Annotated in this window: 20 protein-coding genes; 10 read left to right on the forward strand and 10 right to left on the reverse strand. The window is 47.4% G+C overall.

Annotated features, from left to right (window positions below):
* Nucleotides 1-13: 13 nt before the first annotated feature.
* From A8707_RS11970 to A8707_RS12010, 10 genes are all read right to left on the reverse strand, one after another.
* Nucleotides 14-865, reverse strand: a complete 852-nt coding sequence (locus A8707_RS11970) for a DUF6920 family protein (RefSeq protein WP_068817298.1) — start codon at nt 863-865, stop codon at nt 14-16.
* A gap of 333 nt (nt 866-1,198) precedes the next feature.
* Entirely contained in the window at nt 1,199-1,921 is a 723-nt protein-coding gene (locus tag A8707_RS11975; protein ID WP_269452712.1) for an ABC transporter ATP-binding protein, read from the reverse strand.
* A 5-nt stretch (nt 1,922-1,926) separates the two neighbouring features.
* Nucleotides 1,927-2,718 (reverse strand): ABC transporter permease, encoded by a 792-nt coding sequence (locus A8707_RS11980; protein ID WP_231948033.1) that lies wholly within the window; start codon nt 2,716-2,718, stop codon nt 1,927-1,929.
* A gap of 1 nt (nt 2,719) precedes the next feature.
* Nucleotides 2,720-3,217, reverse strand: coding sequence for an ABC transporter permease (locus tag A8707_RS29675; protein ID WP_231948034.1), 498 nt, complete (start codon nt 3,215-3,217; stop codon nt 2,720-2,722).
* Nucleotides 3,218-3,465: 248 nt separating this feature from the next.
* Nucleotides 3,466-4,782 (reverse strand): efflux RND transporter periplasmic adaptor subunit, encoded by a 1,317-nt coding sequence (locus A8707_RS11985; RefSeq protein WP_068817249.1) that lies wholly within the window; start codon nt 4,780-4,782, stop codon nt 3,466-3,468.
* A gap of 262 nt (nt 4,783-5,044) precedes the next feature.
* Complete coding sequence (locus A8707_RS11990; protein ID WP_068817251.1) at nt 5,045-5,839, reverse strand: potassium channel family protein; 795 nt, start codon at nt 5,837-5,839, stop codon at nt 5,045-5,047.
* 47 nt (nt 5,840-5,886) lie between these two features.
* Nucleotides 5,887-7,101: an FAD-dependent oxidoreductase gene (locus A8707_RS11995; RefSeq protein WP_068817253.1), complete on the reverse strand. Its 1,215-nt coding sequence runs from the start codon at nt 7,099-7,101 to the stop codon at nt 5,887-5,889.
* 43 nt (nt 7,102-7,144) lie between these two features.
* Entirely contained in the window at nt 7,145-8,683 is a 1,539-nt protein-coding gene (locus A8707_RS12000) for a phytoene desaturase family protein (RefSeq protein WP_068817255.1), read from the reverse strand.
* A 155-nt stretch (nt 8,684-8,838) separates the two neighbouring features.
* On the reverse strand, nt 8,839-9,675 hold the full coding sequence (locus A8707_RS12005) for a CPBP family intramembrane glutamic endopeptidase (protein WP_068817257.1): 837 nt from the start codon (nt 9,673-9,675) through the stop codon (nt 8,839-8,841).
* Nucleotides 9,676-9,725: 50 nt separating this feature from the next.
* Nucleotides 9,726-10,601: a hypothetical protein gene (locus tag A8707_RS12010; protein WP_068817258.1), complete on the reverse strand. Its 876-nt coding sequence runs from the start codon at nt 10,599-10,601 to the stop codon at nt 9,726-9,728.
* A 720-nt stretch (nt 10,602-11,321) separates the two neighbouring features.
* On the opposite strand from A8707_RS12010, the gene A8707_RS12015 reads away from it, so the two are divergent.
* The 10 genes from A8707_RS12015 to A8707_RS12060 all read left to right on the forward strand — a co-directional run bounded on the left by A8707_RS12015 (nt 11,322) and on the right by A8707_RS12060 (nt 18,771).
* Nucleotides 11,322-12,344, forward strand: coding sequence for an NADP-dependent oxidoreductase (locus tag A8707_RS12015; RefSeq protein WP_068817260.1), 1,023 nt, complete (start codon nt 11,322-11,324; stop codon nt 12,342-12,344).
* A 39-nt stretch (nt 12,345-12,383) separates the two neighbouring features.
* On the forward strand, nt 12,384-12,656 hold the full coding sequence (locus A8707_RS12020) for a hypothetical protein (RefSeq protein ID WP_068817262.1): 273 nt from the start codon (nt 12,384-12,386) through the stop codon (nt 12,654-12,656).
* 64 nt (nt 12,657-12,720) lie between these two features.
* A complete protein-coding gene (locus A8707_RS12025; protein ID WP_068817264.1) occupies nt 12,721-13,203 on the forward strand; it encodes a hypothetical protein in 483 nt (160 codons plus the stop codon).
* Nucleotides 13,204-13,753: 550 nt separating this feature from the next.
* The gene (locus A8707_RS12035; RefSeq protein ID WP_068817268.1) at nt 13,754-14,722 is read left to right on the forward strand and encodes a DnaJ C-terminal domain-containing protein; all 969 of its coding nucleotides are present in this window, start codon (nt 13,754-13,756) and stop codon (nt 14,720-14,722) included.
* Entirely contained in the window at nt 14,719-15,033 is a 315-nt protein-coding gene (locus A8707_RS12040; protein WP_068817270.1) for a chaperone modulator CbpM, read from the forward strand. Before A8707_RS12035 ends, A8707_RS12040 begins: the two co-directional genes overlap by 4 nt.
* A 10-nt stretch (nt 15,034-15,043) precedes the next feature.
* A complete protein-coding gene (locus A8707_RS12045; RefSeq protein WP_068817272.1) occupies nt 15,044-16,156 on the forward strand; it encodes an Acg family FMN-binding oxidoreductase in 1,113 nt (370 codons plus the stop codon).
* A gap of 77 nt (nt 16,157-16,233) precedes the next feature.
* Nucleotides 16,234-17,370, forward strand: a complete 1,137-nt coding sequence (locus A8707_RS12050) for a serine hydrolase domain-containing protein (protein ID WP_068817274.1) — start codon at nt 16,234-16,236, stop codon at nt 17,368-17,370.
* A 39-nt stretch (nt 17,371-17,409) separates the two neighbouring features.
* Nucleotides 17,410-17,577: a hypothetical protein gene (locus A8707_RS28075; RefSeq protein ID WP_156518511.1), complete on the forward strand. Its 168-nt coding sequence runs from the start codon at nt 17,410-17,412 to the stop codon at nt 17,575-17,577.
* Between the two features lie 204 nt (nt 17,578-17,781).
* Nucleotides 17,782-18,015 (forward strand): hypothetical protein, encoded by a 234-nt coding sequence (locus tag A8707_RS12055; RefSeq protein WP_068817275.1) that lies wholly within the window; start codon nt 17,782-17,784, stop codon nt 18,013-18,015.
* Nucleotides 18,016-18,021: 6 nt separating this feature from the next.
* Nucleotides 18,022-18,771: an alpha/beta fold hydrolase gene (locus A8707_RS12060; RefSeq protein ID WP_068817277.1), complete on the forward strand. Its 750-nt coding sequence runs from the start codon at nt 18,022-18,024 to the stop codon at nt 18,769-18,771.
* Nucleotides 18,772-18,844: the final 73 nt, after the last annotated feature.

The raw sequence follows: 18,844 nt of genomic DNA on the forward strand, positions 1-18,844 counted from the left end.
ATACTTGCTGAACTCATGACACAAACTCATATTCAATCGCCGCGATTTTCCCTTTAAAATACAGCCAAGTTCCTTCTGGTCGCTCCCATCCCACTTCGCCACTTAGGGGAATACACATCCCCTCCCGTACTGCATAGTCCCCAAATCGACCGCTCCAAGGCATTGCCATCAGTTTGCCGCCAAAGGTGCCATAACGAGCGTCAGCCCGAAAGCTCTCCATCGTTCCATCAGAATTAAACCGAAATACAAGGGATACCGTGGTTGTGCCATCGGTCAGAGTTCCACGAGCAGAGGTGTCATCGATCGCGTCCCAGCGCACACCCTGACTGGGTAACAGGGCAGTGGGATACCATGCTGCTTCGGAAAAGAATCGCAATAATTCACCCTGGTTTAGCTCAGGTGTATGGTGCATCTTCGCAAGGGTGAAAAGACCAAATAATGATGCGTGTAAATTGCCTTGCCCCAATAGATAGGTATCGTGGACGAATACATTTACGCCTGGAGCCATTTGGATATGTCCATCCCAATCAAAGCCAGGACGTTGAGCGATCGCAACTTGCGTAGAAGTAAACGGACTCCACTTCACTTCTGTCTCACTCATGTTGAACTGTCCTTGATGACGAAGTTTCACCGTCGAAATCATAGGCTGCCCGTCCTTAAGCACTTTCTGAAAGAATCGCTGCACGGGGGCTGGTAATCCTACAATCTCCGCTTGACGATAGAATTTGGGCTTAATGGTTTGTCGTCCACTTGCTAAATTAGTACGCAGATTATCGGTATCGATCTGCCACCGATATTTACCATAAATGATGGCAAGCCCAAGGCAAACCACAATTAAAACACCAATGATTACAAGCCATTTCATCGATTTAATCTCCATATTAGTTAGCTGAGATCTTGCACCAGTTTCTTTGCTGCGATTGCGTCCCGCCCCGGACTCAAGTCGGGGCTAATGGTGCGAAGTCCGTTAAAACGGACTGAATGCCTCAAGCTCCTTCCCAGTCCCCTTGAGTGGACTTTGTTCTGTTAGCCCCGACTTCTAGTCCGGGGCGGGTTTGAGCCATGAATGACACGATTAAAATCGGCTGATTGTGGTAGGTGCAAGATGTGAGTTAGCATCGATCGTCAAGAAATACTGAGTATTTTGACCTGCCTTTTTCATCCCAGCATTCAACAACGCCGATTTCTGAATGAGATGTCACCGCTGCATGAGTGAAGCATTAGGCAGAAAGTTATTGCCCGAATGTTCAGCCTCAACAATAACGCCATCTACCATCTCGATCGTTCGCTTTGTCTGCGCCGCGACACTCGCATCATGGGTAACAACGACGATCGTGGTGCCCTGTTGATTGAGTTCTGTTAGCAAAGCCATAATCTCTTGAGACGTTTTGGAATCTAGTGCGCCCGTTGGCTCATCGGCTAACACTAATGCGGGATGATTGACCAATGCACGGGCGATCGCAACTCGCTGTTGTTGTCCTCCCGAAAGCTGGCTAGAACGACTTGTTAGTCGATCGCTTAATCCAACTTTGGTGAGAGATTCAGTTGCTGCTGTTAGGCGTTGCGATCGAGGAACATCAGCATAGATCATGGGCAACATCACATTTTCTAACGCTGTTAATCGAGGTAATAGATTGAATTGTTGAAAGACAAAGCCAATGTACTGATTACGAATGTCCGCGAGTTCATCATCATCCAGGGTGGTCAGATCTCTCCCGTCTAAGATGTATACTCCGCTTATGGGTCGATCGAGACAGCCGATAATGTTCATCAGCGTTGATTTGCCTGAACCGGATGTGCCCATAATCGCCACGTATTCGCCCTCGTCGATCGACAAATCAATCTGCTTGAGAACAGGCAAATCCATTCCCTCTAGATGAAAAGTCTGGGTGATGCCCTCCATCCGAATCATGTTTGTCATCGCTATTACTCGCTGTGTAGGGCTGAAATTGGATTTAATCGGGCAGCATTTCGCGCCGGGATGCCGCCTGCTAGAACACCTACGATGAGTGAGAGTCCAAACCCTGCCCCGATCGACCACAACGGGATCACAAAGGGAAACTTGAACAACATTGCTGCGATGTATGCCAGAGCAATTCCCAATCCCACACCAATCACTCCACCCACGACCGAGATGACGATCGCTTCCGTTAGAAACTGGCTCAAAATAGAGCCGCTAGTTGCACCGACTGCTTTGCGAATGCCAATTTCTCGCGTTCGTTCCATTACAGAAACCAGCATGATGTTGGCAATTCCAATGCCTCCGACCACTAGCGAAATCCCAGCGATCGCTCCCACCATCAGGGTTAAAGAACCCATGACATTAGTGAACGCGCTCATAATATCAACGAAATTGATAATCCGAAAATCATCAATACCGGATGTCTTAATGCCATGCCTGAGTCGCAGAATATTTGTCACCTGAAATTGAGCCGAGTTGAGTTGATCGGCATCGATCGCTTCTAACCAGAATCCATTAATAGCAATGCCTGTCAAAGCGTTATTGCCAACAATTTGGGACGACATATTGGTGAAGGGAATATAAATTACATCATCCAGATCCTCTCCGGCAGACAAGCCTTTCGATTCCGCCACCCCAACTACGGTGTAATGCTTGCCCCGAATCCGCAAATCTGCCCCGATCGCCGATTTGTCGGTGCTAAACAATTCGTCGCGCACCTTGGAGCCAATAAACGCCACTGGGCGACCTGCATCCAAATCACCTAAAAAAGAGTCCTGCTTGGGGCTGAATGTTTCTAATCTTTGGCAAGTTCAAATCTGTGCCTACTAGCAGGGTAGCCATGTTGAGATTGCCCCTGACAACCTGAATTTGGGGGCGCTGTAAAAATGCCGAAACCAATTTAGCGGCTGGAACCTGGGTGGCGATCGCTTGAGAATCTTCCCAGGTGAGTGTGCTGGCTGAACCCGCGCCTTGGCTAATCCCACCCGTTCTAGCTGCCCCTGCCGTGACGATCATCACGTTTGTGCCTAACGCCTGGATTTGCAGCGCCGTTGACTTTTGTACGCCCTGCCCAACGGCGGTAATCATAATCACCGAGGCGATACCAATAATCACGCCCAGCATCGTCAACCCGGTTCGCAGTTTGTTATTCCACAGCGTTTCGATCGACATAATCAGAATTTCACGCAGCGAAACCCTGCGCTTTTTTCGACGGCGCGATCGACTGTTTGGCGGCGGTAAGTCAAGTTTTTTCATGAGGAAATAAAGACTCCTTATTAGCTGAGATCTTGCACCCACCCACTCAATCAGCCCCGTTCGATCGGGTCGTTTTTGGCTCAGACCCGCCGATTGAAAATCACGGTCTAACGGTGCGAAGTCCACCGAAGGGACTGCAAGAGGGTTTGAGGGATTCAGTCCGTTTCAACGGACTTCGCAAGGCTAGCCCGGAATTCCATTCACGGGCGGGACGAAAACGCAGCAAAAAGGCGGGTGCAAGATCTAAGTTAGCCACCATTTAGTTTAGAAACCCTACGGGTGCCGGGTGGAAAGCTGAGTAAGACCTGTTCGGTTCCAGTTAAGCCAGACTTGACCTCGGTTTTGTCGTTCACCGTTGTCCCGGCGACGATCGGCACGAAGACTGGATCACCTTTATCTTGGGCAACAAATACGCCCTGAGCATTGTCTTGCTGCACGATCGCTCCAGTGGGTACGACTAGAACATTTTTCAACTCCCCAGCGTTGAACGTCACATTGACATTCATTCCCGATCGCAGCAGATGTTCGGGATCGGGCACTGATGTTTTCACCTCAAAGCTGGTTACGTTTTGAACCACAACCGACTGAGTGGCAATTTGCACAACTTGTCCCGTAAAAGTTTTGCCGGGATAAGAATCCGCCTGAATCGTGGCAGATAGCCCCATGCGAATTTGGGAAATATTGGCTTCTGCGACCTGGGCAACGATCTGATTTGTGGAGGCAAGCGACAAGATCGAAGATGAACTAGCAGAAGTGACTGCGCTGCCTGCCGTAGTCGGAGTGACAAACGCACCCGGATCGGCAAACTTCCGGGAGACAACTCCGCCAAAAGGTGCCCGAATCACCATGTCGTTGAGGTCGGTTTGAATAATTTGTGCCGCTCCCTGAGCCGCTACCATCTGGGCACGAGCTTGATCAACATCTTCCGATCGTGATCCTGCTTGAGAGAGATTCAGCGCTTCTTGATCTTGCTTGACTTGAGCTTGAGCGCGATCGCGAGTCGTCAGTGCTGTATCAAACGTCTGTTTGGAGATCGCTCCCGACTGAGACAAGGCGCGATTGCGCTGCAAATCATTTTGGGCAAGGCGAAGCGCAAATTGAGAGTCCTGCAATTTAGCGTTTGCCTGAGCCGTGTCTTGTTGTCGGTTGCCTCCGATCACCTTTTCTAGATTGGCTTTCGCCGCCGCGAGGTTCCCTTGAGCCTGAAGTAATTGTCCCTGAAGATTCGTGTCATCCATGTAAGCAAGTATCTGGTTTTCTTTGACGAGATCGCCTTCTTTGACCAGCAATTGCTTCAAAATTCCCGATGTTTTGGGACTGACATTCACCGATCGCTCAGGTTGCACAGTTCCATTGGCAGAAACGGCGATCGTAAGATTGCTCCGCTCGACGGTCGCCGTTTGCACCTTGTTTTTTGCTTGCTGTTGAGGCGCTACAACAAATTGGTTGTAAGCGACACCGCTAATGCCACCCACCGAGACCAATACAAGTAAGCCCAGTAACCAAGGATTCAGCTTGGGTAAGCTAAGACGTTTCAACTTTTCAAACTTCAGGGAAATGCTCATAGGTGATACCGTCGATTGGGACAGACAATAAGTAATGTGGGCATGGGCAAGTCTCCGAGCTAAATTGCAGTCTCTTCAGAAAAACGGAGCGATCGCGGCAATATTGTTGGGAGATCCTAAAGATGGCGTTGCTCATACTCTGAAGAGCGATCGTTTGAGTTACTGCGTGAATCGGTTGATTACGAGATAAATCGTGATGTCAGCGAAAGTCTCTATATCTGTAATTTCTTGAAGAAGTCAGAGATCCCACTCGTCTTTTCAGCTATGGACGAGATTGAATCTCCTGTCGTAATGCAGCGATTTCAGCTTGGAGTGCTTTGATAGACTTCTCACTCGCAATTTCGCTGTCATCATCGCTGGCATCTTGACCGACAAAAAAGGTGGCAATGGTGGCAGTGACATAGCCAAATACAGCAAAGGCATAGAGGGCTAACAAAAAGCACAACATTCGACCTTCTGGGGTTTTTGGGAAATAATCTGATCCCATCGTAGTCATAATCATTGCTGTCCACCAGAGCGCATTTCCATAGTTTGTAAGCGTGCTTCCCGTGATGTTTCGCTCAAACTCATACATCCCTGCGGCTCCAATCATCACGATGAACAGTGTCAGCACGATCGCATAGCCAAATCCACGACGGCTCACACTTCTAGAGAGCGTTTTCATGCCCCGATTGATTCTCGCCAGAACGCGTAGCATTTGCATCCCTTGCATCCCAGGTGCGATTCCAAGTACCCGAATGATTCGCGCCGTGTGAAATATCCACAGTGCTGGGAGCAGAAGCGCGATCGCAGATAGCCAGTTGTGCTTTAGATAATTAAGCCTCTGAGGTGCAAGCAATAATCGAAGGACGAAATCTAAGATGAATACAATCCAGATTGTGATGCTGACTGAGTTTAAGAGTGGATTGAGTCCCTCAACAAATTCAAGAATCAGCAGTGCTGTCCACACAAAACTCAGTACGAGCATAGGTGTTTCTAGCCATTCCTCAACTTGCTGTAGGATTTCGCGCCGTTCTTGGTCGATCGATTGTCTACCCACTCGATTTAGATCGTTCATACATTGACTCGAAGAGGGCGATCGTCATTTCTGAATAGAGTCAAGGCTTAACCAATCAGTTGAGCAACCCGAAAGGCAGATACGATCGCTCCTTCATGTAAGCCATCGCCTAGATAAGCGCCCGCGTGGTAGGTGTTATTTTCTCCATTGGTCGCAACGACTTCATCTCGGTATCGAAAAGATTCAACAGTATACAGCGGCGTATGATGCTTCTGGGTGTGAATGATGCAGCGTTTAGCGATCAATTCCTCTAAGTGGAATGATAAAAAATATTGCTGGGGTGACAAGATGCCGCAAAGCTGATTTAAGTAGCTGTTATATCCCCATTGGTTTTCTGTCTGAAAGAAATCAAATTCTGAGGGATGCTGAACGTTCTGATTGCTGTACATGGAATGATCCTGATGAACCGTCGTGATTACATCGTTAGCTTTCCAAGCTGAAAAGCGTTTGGTCTCCGCATCTGTTGAGTCAGCTAACAGCGCCATCACTTGGTCAGGTGGCGTGGCAAACACAACTTTATCAAAAGTCTGGATTTCGCCCCTTAGTTGCTCGATCGTGACCGCATCCGAGCTTCTAGAAATATTGGCAATCTTCACGTTCAGCAAGATGTCACCCTTAAAACGCTCCAGAATTTTTTCAATGTAGGAATAGACTCCCCCTGCAATTCTGAGCCACTTGACCGCAATATAGTCGCGTAACATTGGAATCGCCAGTTCTGCCGGAAAGTTATCAATCAGTTCCAACGGCATTGAGTAGCTATACATCGTCAGCAACTTTAGCCAGGTATTGCTAATACTTTTGCTCTTGATATACTTCGACAGCGGTTGATCGTAGAAATCTTCCATCTCAGCAAATCGTGTTTCCAACCATAATCCAGCAGAACGAGCATGGATCAGGTCAAATCGCAGATATTCAATCAGACGTTGGATGCCTGTGCAGTTTTCGTTGGTCATAACCCCCGAAAAAAAGTGGCTGCCATCCTTGGGGAACAGGGCTGAACCAACTTTGACGGGTTTTAGTTCTACCCCTAGCTCTTCCATAAGTGCAATAAAGGTGTGAAAGACGCTCGGAAATTCTAGCACTCCACATTCTAACCGTTGATTGCAAGCTGCTTGATCAGGCTGAACATTGTGGTTGAGTGTCCGAATATGTCCTCCTAATATGGGCTGCCGTTCAAACACGGTGACATGATGCCTTTGTTTATCGAGGAGGTAGGCTGTCGTCATACCGCTGGCTCCACCACCAATTACTGCAATTCTCATGGCTGACCTCTGAGTTTATGAAATGAATAGTATGTATTGCCGTCTAGCTGTTATCTAGAAGCACGTCGCCGGACAACCGTTGATAGAGTAGTGTTCCTGTCCAGAATGTGGGGGCAAAGCCGGGATAGCCCGATGAGGCATTGCAAAAATAGAACTGGTTGAGGGAGGTTTCATGATTTAGCCGTCCCAGTCCCATGTTGCGCGGTGTCAGACTAGAGCCGTAGGAATTTCCGTTGGGACACCAGCAAAAACGTTCATTGGTAGTAGGGCTACCTGTGATGTGAAAAACCATATGCTTTCTAAAATTTGGCACATAGTGTTCTTCGACAACATCCAGGATGGCATCTAAGATTTCTTGCTTTTTCTGACGATAGGCTTTGCGATCGCGATCCCACAGTTTCTTGAAGTAGTCGTAGTTGGCAACGGTGAGGAACTCAACAATCTGACAATCTTCAGGACAATCCCGACTCGCTTCTGTCAATAAAGTGGGCGTTGTGATGGCAAAGCTAGGATTAGAAAAATCATTGTGTTCATACATCTGAGCAAAGGCTTCATTTAGATCCTGATGCCCGGTATGAGAGACATTCCACTTGCCAAATCCATAGTCTCGCAAATCAAGGTCTTTAACGACGCAGTAGACCATGTAGTTAGATGCTGAATACTCATAGTTGAGCTTTCGGCGCACTGTTTTAGAGAACTTTTCCTCACCAATCATTTTGGCGGCTCTTTGGGGATCAATGTTGCAGATCACGGTGTTGCCTGTAAATTCGTGAGTTTGATGGGTGGTAAGATCCATCGCTTCCACTCCCGTGACGGTTTTATTGGTAACTCTAAAATTCGTGACCTCCTGGTTGAGTAATACTTTCCCTCCGTGAGATTCAATCACGTTGACGAGCGAATTGATCACCTGCTCAAAGTGCTGAGTTGGGTAAAACGCACCCGCTTGATAACCTCGAAACAATGCAACCCAGGCATAGAACGAGAGTTGATTTGGCGGCAACAAAAAATCAAGCCATTGCAGCGCTAATAGAGTTTGAGCCGCTTGGGGTAGCTGAAACTTGTCAAATACATCTTGAAGCGTGCTGTTGAGATATTGGACTGCACAAGCGACTTCACCGGCGTGTTTGAGCAGTTCAATGGGCTTTACGGGAGGAGCCAGCCTTTTCAGACCTGCGCCCGTTTTTTCAACGTCGTTGACAAATTGGCGAATGCGATCGCTGTGTGCCGGAAACAGCTTTGATAATCGCTGAATCAGTTCCTCTGGTTCCGAGGGAATATCTAACGCATGTCCCGGCATTCGCATATGGTCAAAGCCATTCGGGTCATACTGCTCAAAGGTTACTTCCTGATCTAAGCCCAGCTTTTTGAGGACTCGATCGACCAGTTGTCCTTCACCACAATCCCACACGTAATGAAATTGGGCATTAAATGTATATTTCTGAGCCATTGTAAATGTATGACCAAAGCCACCGGGATGCTCATGAGCCTCAAGGATTTGTACGGTCTTGCCTGAGTTTGCCATCAAAGCACCAAAGACCAATGCAGATAAACCACTACCAACAATCAGATAATCTGGTTTCATAGAAGAGTGCCTCAAACAATAAATAGCTTTCGATCGACTTTATTTGAGTAACCTTGATCCGATTAGAGAACGTCTATTCCTTAATAGATCCTCTCCAATCTCCATCCTGGTTCTCTTTGCTTTTCTTTACAACCAGTTTCTTACTCAAGTCTTTCTCAACATTGCCTCCCTAATCGGCTTGAAGTGGCTCGATCGACCTGTCCTGTTAACGTTCGCGCTCCAAAGACCAACACGATCAGGGCAGCAATGATTATGAGCAATGCTGTCGCGATCGCGTAAGGTCGCAAGCTATCAGCAGCACTGGGCAAAATCGGAATCACCCACGCCCAGCCATTTATTGCCGTATGCAGCAAAATCGACATCAAGATGCTGCCGGATGTGTTGTTGTAGACCCAGGTGAATAGGATGGAGAGCGCTATTGTATTCAGCAAAAACAATCCAAACGGTAACTCATGTTGCACTGCGCCGGATATGAAAAATAGCGGTAGATGCCAACATGCCCAAATGATTCCAAGAATCACACTCGACCAAAAGGCACTAAACCTTCTCTGAAAAGCGGGTAAAGCATATCCGCGCCAACCAAATTCTTCTCCCAGTGGACCGCCAAACAGCATCACTAGGAAAAAATTGCCGATCGCCAACCCCCAGCGCCCAGTAGCCGGAGAGTTGGGCAATGCTCCACCCAAGATCCCATGCAATCCCAAAGCCATCAACAAAACCAGAGCAGGTAATGTCCAAACAACGATAAACCAGCGCCAGTTGACCCGCCACCGAATTCCTCGTTTGAGCAAAGCCCAAATGCCCGCTCGACCGGATTGCCACCCTGTCACGCCATAGGCTGCAATCATTGGACCGAAGCCTCCAACGATACTCAATACAGGATACGTTAGGACTGCAAGTTGCCAAAACGACCATGACCACACAAAACTAACGACAAAGTAAATCCACAGTGCTGCACTGTTCTGTTTGGGAGTAGTTGAATCAGACCGCATAGCCCTACCTAAAAAATTTTGTAAAGATCATTCGATCGACTTGATTGAAGTTACTCCAAGATCGGCGGTTGTACCTTACCAAATTTCCAGGTAAAGAGCGATCCCAAACCGAACAGACTCACCACAAATATGACAATCCCGCCGACAGATGGAATCAGCGCAAGTAGTGTGATAATCAGCAGCCCGATTAAGAACCGATACACGTTGCTTTGTCGATCGTTTTTCACCACTTGTTGACCAACAAATAGTGAAATTCCCAATGCCCCAACTAATGATGTCAGACTGAAAATTACGCTGAGAAGTGGAATCAGTGGAATGCCAATTAGGGAGATTGCCAAGAAAATATTAAGGGCAACAAAGGTAACGATTGCTCCCATCCCCCATAATGCGCTTTGACCTGGATATTGGCGCACGGTAGCGGCTAAATTCGGTAGAAAAGAGGGTGCGGTGCGTAACAAAATGATGCCAACAATAGCACCGACAATCGCCGAGAAAATCCGAAGACTAGCGTGAAAGAAATACATCGGCAAAAAGTAGTTTTGCTCGCGGTGCATTCCCATCATGCCTTGTCCATCAGAATGATTGTTGAATGTGCCGTTTGAGCCGCCAATTGTGGCTCCTTCTGCCTGTACGACTTTGCCCCCGATCGCATAGGCATCCCCATCTACCCGTGCGCCTTGATTGAGGATGACATCTCCACCGATCGCGATCGCAGTTTGTGTCACCCGTCCATTCGGTTGGACGATCGCCGAGCCACCAATCGCGATCGCATTTTCTACAACTTGCTTTTCTGTAACCGTGACGCTTCCCCCCAATCGAATCAGATTGGTATTATTGATGTTGAGGTCAGTTTGTGCAATCGCATTTCCGGCAAACAGCAATACTACTGTGGAGATGAATGCGATCGTCAATGTTTTCCAGTTCATCGTTAAGGCTCCTAATCTATCTATTAAATTAATTGGACAAAATTTTAAGATGATATGATCTCTCCATTCTGAGCAACCCCTGTTTGAGTTACTGCGTGAATTGATTGATTATGAGATAAATCGTTACCCAAACAAATGCTTCCAGATCTTCCGATGTTTATATAAGTCGGATTCACTAATCTTTCGTGCGGTTTTTAGACTGTCAGAGCGTTAACTAAGATCTTGCACCTGAACTAAAACTCTCTCGTTTCTGGCATTCACCCGCCCGTGATTGAACATCACGGTCTAACGGTGCGAAGTCCACTCAAGGGACTGAGAGAGGGTTTGAGGTTCAGTCCGTTTCAACGGACTTCGCAAGGCTAGCCCGGAATTCCATTCACGGGCGGGACAGAACCGCAGCGAATTGACTGGCGCAAGATCTGAGTTAAAGAACCCGGTGCAAAAAACTGCGATCGCAGATTAATCTTGCGCCTTCAAGTTTTTATCGCTTTTGATGACAAATTGTCTCGTAATCAATCAATTCACGCAGTAACTCAAACAGCGGTTGTCCAAAGTAGAGAAGCATAGCAATATTGGGAAGGAGAGCAGAGTGCTACTTGCAAAGCCATCTTTCAGCATCCCGCTGCCCGAAACCTCCAGTGGCTGATGTACGATCGCTGCTTAACTCGATTTCTGAAGTAGAAGTATGCTGCAACTGAGTCTTGAAATTAGGAGGTATCGATGTCTGGGTCAATGAATCAACAAATTCTGCTTAAAAATCGCCCGATTGGGGAACCGAAAGAAAGTGATTTTGCCGTGGTCGAAACGGCAATTCCAGAGCTGAGAGAAGCAGAAATACTCAGCCGTACGATTTACTTATCGCTCGATCCCTATATGCGGGGTCGAATGAGCGACCGTGAATCTTATGCAACGCCGATCGAGTTAGGCAACGTCATGGGGGGTAGCACCGTCAGCCAGGTCGTGAAGTCAAACCATCCTCAATTCTCAGTCGGAGAGTTCGTCGTAGGATATGACGGTTGGCAAGCGTATGGAATTTCAAAAGGCGAAACTTTGAGAAAACTCGACCCCAATCAAGTTCCGCTTTCCTATGCTTTGGGCATCACCGGAATGCCCGGAATGACTGCCTATTTTGCACTGCTTGATGTTGGCAAACCCAAAGCAGGCGAAACGGTTGTAGTCTCTGCTGCTTCTGGTGCAGTCGGTTCAGTGGTAGGTCAGATTGCTAAAATCAAAGGCTGTCGGGCAGTCGGCATTGTTGGCAGCGATGAGAAATGTGATTACGTTGTGAATGAGTTAGGATTTGATGCCTGCATCAACCGCAAAACTCAAAATTTGGATTCAGCCTTAAAAACTGCTTGCCCCAACGGGATTGATATCTATGTTGATCATACGGCTGGGGCAATTCTAGACGCGGTACTGCAACAGATCAATTTGAAAGCCAGAATTCCTTTAGTAGGTTTGATCTCTCAGTACAATGCCGAAAAGCTACCTCCAGGACCGAATCTATTACCGCTACTGGTAAAAAGGGCGCTGATCAAGGGGTTTCTGGTGGGCGATTACCAAGAACGTCATGCCGAGTTTATCCAAGATGTCTCTCAGTGGTTAAAGGCAGGGAAGCTCAAGTACAAAGAAGATGTCGTAAAAGGTTTAGAAGCTGCGCCCAATGCCTTTATCGGTCTGCTGCAAGGAGAAAACTTTGGCAAGTTAATCATTCAGGTTGGTGACGATCCAACCCAGCAATGAAGCATCGATCCACACACTGTAGTTTAGGAGTTCTCTATCATGAATGACGAATCAATGTTGGCTCAAGGAACAGTTCCGAATCAGGCTGCTGCCGAAGCGCTACAAGCGATCACAGGACAAACTCACTACGCAGGAGGGAATGCACTGTTAAGTGCCGAAGCTGAAGCAGGAGCCGAGACTGACCACTCTCCGATCGATCAGTCAATAGCAACCAATACTCCCAGCCATCCAGCCAAAGATCATCTAACCGTTGAACAACTCGGTGATAAAGAAAATTTATCGCTGATCAACGATGTTGCGATCGCAGAATAATCGGAGTTTGAATACTCACCCATGCCTTTTTTCCCTGTAAGCGCTAGATATGGGAGTGTAACTCATGAAGAATAGGATTATATTTTTGGGATTGTCGCTCTTGCTATATGGAATAGCACTCGCGCTGCCTTGCCTATTGTTTAATGTAGTGCCGATCGCTCCTACCGTGAATCCCACTCACGTTTACGCAATGAAGGGAGCGGAACTGACTATCTTTGGAATTATTGGATTGCTTTTCCTGCAAATTCCAGCGATCGGTTGGTTTGCCAATCCAATCTATGGACTATGTTGCATACTCTTCATGAAGCAGCAATATAAGTTCTCGGCAATAGCTGGACTCGCCTCAGTGATCATCGGTTTTGGGGGAACATTATCAGCATTTTGGTTCACGTTACCTGCTGATAGTGGTGGCATCGCTAAACTCACACTGAACCAGCCGCTTTTTGGTTTCTGGGTGTGGCTTGCGGCTCCTGGCTTACTGGCACTGACTTCTGTATTTCGCCTCGTGAAAATGCCCCAACATCCCAAAAGGTTAACTGAAACCTAATATGAAAGTAAGTCAGCATCGGTGCTCATGAGATATTTCACAGCAGTGTTCCTGTTCCTGATCATGTATCTTCTCGTCACAGCATTTTGTAGTCTTATCATCAATGCTGTGTTATTCGGCAAAATGATTGTCGTTTTTGGGTACAGTCCTGACTGGCATACTTGGATAGCAAACATTTTGGGAATCGTAGCTGGCATCTACTCGGCAAAAACCGCACTGAAGTCGAAACCAAGGAGAGTAAAAACAGCGTATGAAGGTTAACTGAAATCTTGCACCCGCCTCTTCGCTGCGATTCTGTCCCGCCTCGGACTAAAAGTCGGGGCTAGCCTTGCGAAGTCCCCTAAAGGGACTGGGAGAAGGTTTAAGGTATTCAGCCCCTTCAGGGGACTCCGCACTGTTAGACCGTGATTTTCAATCACGGGCGGGTGAATGCCAGCAACGAGGGAGTTTTAATCAGGTGCAAGATCTCAGTTAATGAATGAGAGTGCGATCTGCTCCAGCAGATATCTCTTCGAGATCGCAAGCATCATCGGATTTTGAGTATTAAATCATGCCTACAGCAAATGACTTTAAAGACTACTACGCTCTTCTGGGAATCAGCAAAACTGCAACCGCTGAAGAAATTAAACGAGCCTATCGTAAGCTTGCCCGCAAACATCATCCTGACGTGAATCCTGGCAATCCAAAAGCTGAGGAGACATTCAAAGATATCAATGAAGCGAACGAGGTTTTGTCCGACCCTGAAACGCGCGAGAAGTATGATCAATTTGGACAGCACTGGAAGCAAGCAGGCAGTGCGCCGCCTGAAGAAACAACTGCAAATTCAGCGGGATTTGACCCCTCTAGCAACTTTGATCAATACGATGACTTTGATAGCTTTATCAATGATTTGTTAGGCGGCAGAGCTAGAGCAGGACGATCGCAATACCGCACCTCGGCTCAACCGTCAGATGACTTTGCTAGCTTTCGGAGTCGAGCACCTGCACCGGATACAGAAGCCGCGATCGCGCTCTCGTTCTCAGAAGCTTTTCATGGAGTTCAAAAACGGTTGCAGTTAGACGATGAAACCATCAATGTTCGCATTCCCGCAGGGGCTACACCCGGTAGCCGGATTCGGCTGAAAGGCAAAGGTCGTCCTAGCCCTTTTTCGCAACAGCGAGGTGATTTATATCTAACGATCGACCTCTTTCCTCACCCATTTTTTCAGTTTTCGGGTGATAACCTGACCTGCGAAATTTCCATTCGCCCCGATGAAGCAGTGTTAGGCGCTCAAGTTCAAGTGCCCACACCAGAAGGTCGCGTGACGATGACTGTTCCAAAAGGGGTACGTTCTGAGCAGTCGTTGCGGCTGCGAGGCAAAGGGTGGACATTGCCGAAAGGAAGCCGAACGGATTTGATTGTCAAACTCCAGATTGTCTCTCCGAAGGAGTTGAGTCAGCTTGAGCAGGATTGCTATGAAAAGATTCAGGCAAATAGCAGTTTTAACCCGCGTTCTGAGATCGAAGAGGTGACACTATGACCGAATTTAGCCTTTCCACAACGGTTGTTTCTCCAGAAGGCGATCAACTTTATACGTTTGAATATGCCGCTTGGGTGACGGAAACCTCAACAATTGTGATTGAGCAATTTGTGCAAGTAGGAGTTATTGAACCGATCGGCTCAATGCTGCACTCACGGGAAATTGCGCGCATTGCTCAAATCTTGCGGTTGCGTCGAGATTTAGGACTCAATCTGGTTGGAGCAGCAATGGTTCTAGAGATGGCGCAGGAAATCGCCCAGCTACAGGCGCGGCTTCAAGCATTACAGTCTCCGTTGAATGACCCTGAGTGAGATCTAGCAGATGCCAACTCGACGACAAGTTATTTTAGCCACTGCTGCACTAGCGGGTGGTATGGCTGCGTATGCAGTGGGAGCTTATCAAAATGCTGCTAGTCGATACAACGAGGCTGTGCGAAACACATGGCAACATGCCACTAATAATCCGCCTGCCGAGATATCTGCAATTAATCGCGAACTAGTTCGCTATGCCATACTCGCAGCCTCAAGCCATAATACGCAGTGTTGGAAATTTAGAATCGAAGATCAGACCATTTCAATCTTGCCAGATTTGACGAGAGAATGCCCTGCGGTCGATCCTGACAGGCATCACCTCTATGTCAGTCTGGGCTGTGCCACTGAGAATTTGATTCAAGCAGCGCAAGCTTTTGGCAAGTATGGAGAAGTAAGTTTTGACTCTAAGATTGAAGATATGGTGAAAGTGAATTTAGAACCTGCAAAAGTTCTTACTTCTCCACTTTTTGAGGCAATTCCAAAACGCCAATGTACGAGAGCCGAGTATGACGGTAAAAAATTAAGTAATGAAGATTTAAAATCCCTCGCAACTGCGGGAAAGGGCAATGGAGTTTCTGTTTTATTGATTACAGAAACCGAAAAAATCGAGAAAATCCTTGAGTATGTGGTTCAAGCCAATACTACCCAAATGAGCGATCGCCCCTTTGTTGATGAACTGGAAACTTGGATTCGATTTGGTTATGACGAAGCCGTGAGTCAAGGCGATGGATTATTCTCAGGGTCTACAGGAAATCCCGTTGTTCCCCGATGGTTGGGAGCGAAGATGTTTAATTTGTTTTTTAGTGCCAAAAACGAGAATGACAAATATGCCAAACAAATTCGCAGTTCTGCGGGTATTGCTGTGTTTGTATCTGATCGCAATGACAAGGAGCATTGGATAGAAACAGGACGATGTTACGAACGATTCGCTCTGCAAGCTACGGCTCTAAGCATCAAAAACGCTTTTTTGAACCAGCCCGTTGAGGTTTCTACCTTGCGCCCTCAATTCGCTTCTTATTTAGGAATTGGCGATCGCCGTCCCGATCTAGTGGTTCGGTTTGGATATGGGACTGAAACACCACGATCGCTAAGACGATCGCTTGATCAGGTAATCATTGCCTAAATAAGGAAAACTGACAACACTATATCGATGGCTTAACACTTAATTCGATGCCTTCATTACTTTAGAGGATGAATTTTATGCGTATAGATTTCAATCGCGTGAATCGTTTTGTCGCGCTAATCGTCTTGTGTTTGCTGTTCATTCACTATGTTCCGGCGCGAACTTCTGCTGCATCGCAACCCGCACAGCAGATTGTTGTCAAAGCTGAAGAGTACATAAATGCTGCTGTGAAAGTGAATCGCTTTAGTGGTTCAATTCTCGTGGCGCGAGACGGTAAACCTTTGATTAGTAGGGGTTATGGAATGGCAAATTTAGAACTTGATGTGCCGAACAAGCCACAAACCGTATTCCGCTTGGGATCACTTACGAAACAGTTTACCGCGATGGCAATAATGATATTGCAAGCGCGTGGAAAGTTGCACACGCATGACCCGATATGTAACTATCTGTCGGACTGTCCCATCGCTTGGCAGTCGATTACAATCAGAAACCTTTTGACTCATACTTCCGGCATTCCGAACTATACAAGTCTTCCAAACTTTGTACAAACGATGCAGCTACCTAGCACCCACGCGAGTCTTGTTGATCGCTTCAAGCACATGCCTTTGGAGTTTACGCCCGGTGAAAAATTTAAGTACACTAATTCCGGGTATTACCTGCTTGGCATGATTATTGAACAAGTTTCGGATAAATCTTACGCCAGCTTCTTGCAAGAGAACATCTTCGTGCTGCTTGGTATGACACATATCGGATACGATAGCCACAACCGCCTGATCAAACATCGTGCAGAGGGCTACGAATTACAAGATAACGCGATTATCAACGCTTCTTATATTGATATGTCTATCCCGTTCGCGGCAGGTGCGCTTTACTCAACAACAGAAGATTTACTTCTCTGGGATCAGGCTCTCTACACTGAAAAACTTGTTTCGCGCAAAATACTTACTGAGATATTCACGCCATTCAAAGACGGATATGGTTATGGGTGGATTATCACAAAGCTGTTTGACCGTCAAATGATAGGGCATGATGGCGGCATCAATGGCTTTTCTAGTTCTATTGTTCGCTTTCCCTCTGATCAGGTGACAGCGATCGTTTTGAGTAATAACCAGAACGCGCCTTCGGGAGAAATCGCCAGCAGTTTGGCAGCTATTGTCTTCGACGAACCGTACAAAATACCGCAGGAGCGCAAAAGTGAGCCGCGTCTCAAGTAACGGTTTGTGCGAACTAACAATTTCTTGGGTTTAAATTCAATGCTGCACTCGATCGCATTCATCAGATTTGTTCATACTGCAATCTTCGTATTCTTCAACGTCGTCACGGCAGTTCTACTGTATGAGGTTGTTGCTGACAAGATCTCGATCCTTACTTGGATTGCAGTCGCCTTGTTTGAGATCGAAGCGCAGCAGGCGATTCATTGACAGGATGGAGTAATGATTGCGATCTAGAAACGTTAGAAGTTTCCCTATGATAATTTGTATCGTAATCAATCAATTTAGACATCAACTCAACTGTTAGTCGCCCAGAATAATGATTAGTGAGTAGTCTATTTGGCTCCAATTCCAAACGAATACAGAGGCTTAGGCAGGTTACAGCAATCCTAAATAAACAAGGCGAACCGCAGCATGGCTAATGACTCTCCTCGTCTACGTCACGCCGACTCCACTCAGCATCTTCTGTATTTATTGTGGCGCGATCGTCGAATTGGTGCAGCGATCGCGACGGCTGCGGCCTTGCTACTCGGTTTCGCGATCGCGCACTTCATGCCCCGTGGTCCAGCAACAGCGACCCAAGCCTTAATAGTGATGGTCACGAGTTTTGCTGTTGGCGGTGCGGCAGGTCTGGTGATGCGATCTTGATGGGCAATGCTACTGGCGACCCTCGCCTACATGATCGCCATTGAAATCGGACGGCTCGATATCGTCGGTCCGACTGTGGATGCAATCCGTCTGAATGAGCCGTTTGGAATTTTGGCACTGATCCTGGGGCGTGGATTTCAGGGTCTAGTGGGCGTATTGCCGATGATCCTCGGTGTTCAATGGGGTATGGCAATTGCCCGATCTCTATCCGGCAACCTCGTTCCGACAATCCATTCTATAAAACTAGGTCGGTGGGCAATTGCTGCAACGATCGGGCTAGTTATTCTAGCCGTGCTAATTGCCTTGCCCGCCAGTACGCCGCCCATTCTGGGGGCAAATGGAAAACCCCTGGCAGGCAGCATCGCCAGCCTAGAAAAGGTTCGGCTGGGCGGACAGAATCAGTGGATTATGCTGCGGGGTCATAGCATCGATCAGCCCGTACTCCTCTATCTCAGCGGTGGTCCGGGGCAGAGCGATCTAGCCTTTTCACGAGTGTTGTTCGACGACCTGAGCCGAAATTTCGTCGTGGTCAGTTGGGATCAGCGCGGAACTGGCAAATCCTACGCAGCGCTCGATCCAACCTCCACCCTAACCCTCGACCAAGCCATCTCCGACACGATCGAACTGACTCAGTATCTGCGCGAACGATTTGGTGAGAAAAAGATTTACCTGCTGGGTGAGTCGTGGGGTAGCACCCTTGGGGTTTTAGCCATTCAACGCCAGCCGGAATTGTATAGCAACCGCCACACAGATTAGGACGTTATCCTTAGGAACTGATCATTCTTCTGAATCCGATGCCCAAAGCTTACAACAATGACCTGCGTCATAA

Source organism: Phormidesmis priestleyi BC1401 (genome assembly GCF_001650195.1).
GTDB classification, from domain to species: domain Bacteria; phylum Cyanobacteriota; class Cyanobacteriia; order Leptolyngbyales; family Leptolyngbyaceae; genus Phormidesmis_A; species Phormidesmis_A priestleyi_B.

Bases quoted from the DNA above. Each gene is read 5' to 3' on its own strand.
- A8707_RS11970 (WP_068817298.1), bottom strand. From the start codon at position 865: ATGAAATGGCTTGTAATCATTGGTGTTTTAATTGTGGTTTGCCTTGGG.
- A8707_RS11975 (WP_269452712.1), bottom strand. From the start codon at position 1,921: ATGACAAACATGATTCGGATGGAGGGCATCACCCAGACTTTTCATCTA.
- A8707_RS29675 (WP_231948034.1), bottom strand. From the start codon at position 3,217: ATGAAAAAACTTGACTTACCGCCGCCAAACAGTCGATCGCGCCGTCGA.
- A8707_RS11985 (WP_068817249.1), bottom strand. From the start codon at position 4,782: ATGAGCATTTCCCTGAAGTTTGAAAAGTTGAAACGTCTTAGCTTACCC.
- A8707_RS11990 (WP_068817251.1), bottom strand. From the start codon at position 5,839: ATGAACGATCTAAATCGAGTGGGTAGACAATCGATCGACCAAGAACGG.
- A8707_RS11995 (WP_068817253.1), bottom strand. From the start codon at position 7,101: ATGAGAATTGCAGTAATTGGTGGTGGAGCCAGCGGTATGACGACAGCC.
- A8707_RS12000 (WP_068817255.1), bottom strand. From the start codon at position 8,683: ATGAAACCAGATTATCTGATTGTTGGTAGTGGTTTATCTGCATTGGTC.
- A8707_RS12005 (WP_068817257.1), bottom strand. From the start codon at position 9,675: ATGCGGTCTGATTCAACTACTCCCAAACAGAACAGTGCAGCACTGTGG.
- A8707_RS12010 (WP_068817258.1), bottom strand. From the start codon at position 10,601: ATGAACTGGAAAACATTGACGATCGCATTCATCTCCACAGTAGTATTG.
- A8707_RS12015 (WP_068817260.1), top strand. From the start codon at position 11,322: ATGTCTGGGTCAATGAATCAACAAATTCTGCTTAAAAATCGCCCGATT.
- A8707_RS12020 (WP_068817262.1), top strand. From the start codon at position 12,384: ATGAATGACGAATCAATGTTGGCTCAAGGAACAGTTCCGAATCAGGCT.
- A8707_RS12025 (WP_068817264.1), top strand. From the start codon at position 12,721: ATGAAGAATAGGATTATATTTTTGGGATTGTCGCTCTTGCTATATGGA.
- A8707_RS12035 (WP_068817268.1), top strand. From the start codon at position 13,754: ATGCCTACAGCAAATGACTTTAAAGACTACTACGCTCTTCTGGGAATC.
- A8707_RS12040 (WP_068817270.1), top strand. From the start codon at position 14,719: ATGACCGAATTTAGCCTTTCCACAACGGTTGTTTCTCCAGAAGGCGAT.
- A8707_RS12045 (WP_068817272.1), top strand. From the start codon at position 15,044: ATGCCAACTCGACGACAAGTTATTTTAGCCACTGCTGCACTAGCGGGT.
- A8707_RS12050 (WP_068817274.1), top strand. From the start codon at position 16,234: ATGCGTATAGATTTCAATCGCGTGAATCGTTTTGTCGCGCTAATCGTC.
- A8707_RS28075 (WP_156518511.1), top strand. From the start codon at position 17,410: ATGCTGCACTCGATCGCATTCATCAGATTTGTTCATACTGCAATCTTC.
- A8707_RS12055 (WP_068817275.1), top strand. From the start codon at position 17,782: ATGGCTAATGACTCTCCTCGTCTACGTCACGCCGACTCCACTCAGCAT.
- A8707_RS12060 (WP_068817277.1), top strand. From the start codon at position 18,022: ATGCTACTGGCGACCCTCGCCTACATGATCGCCATTGAAATCGGACGG.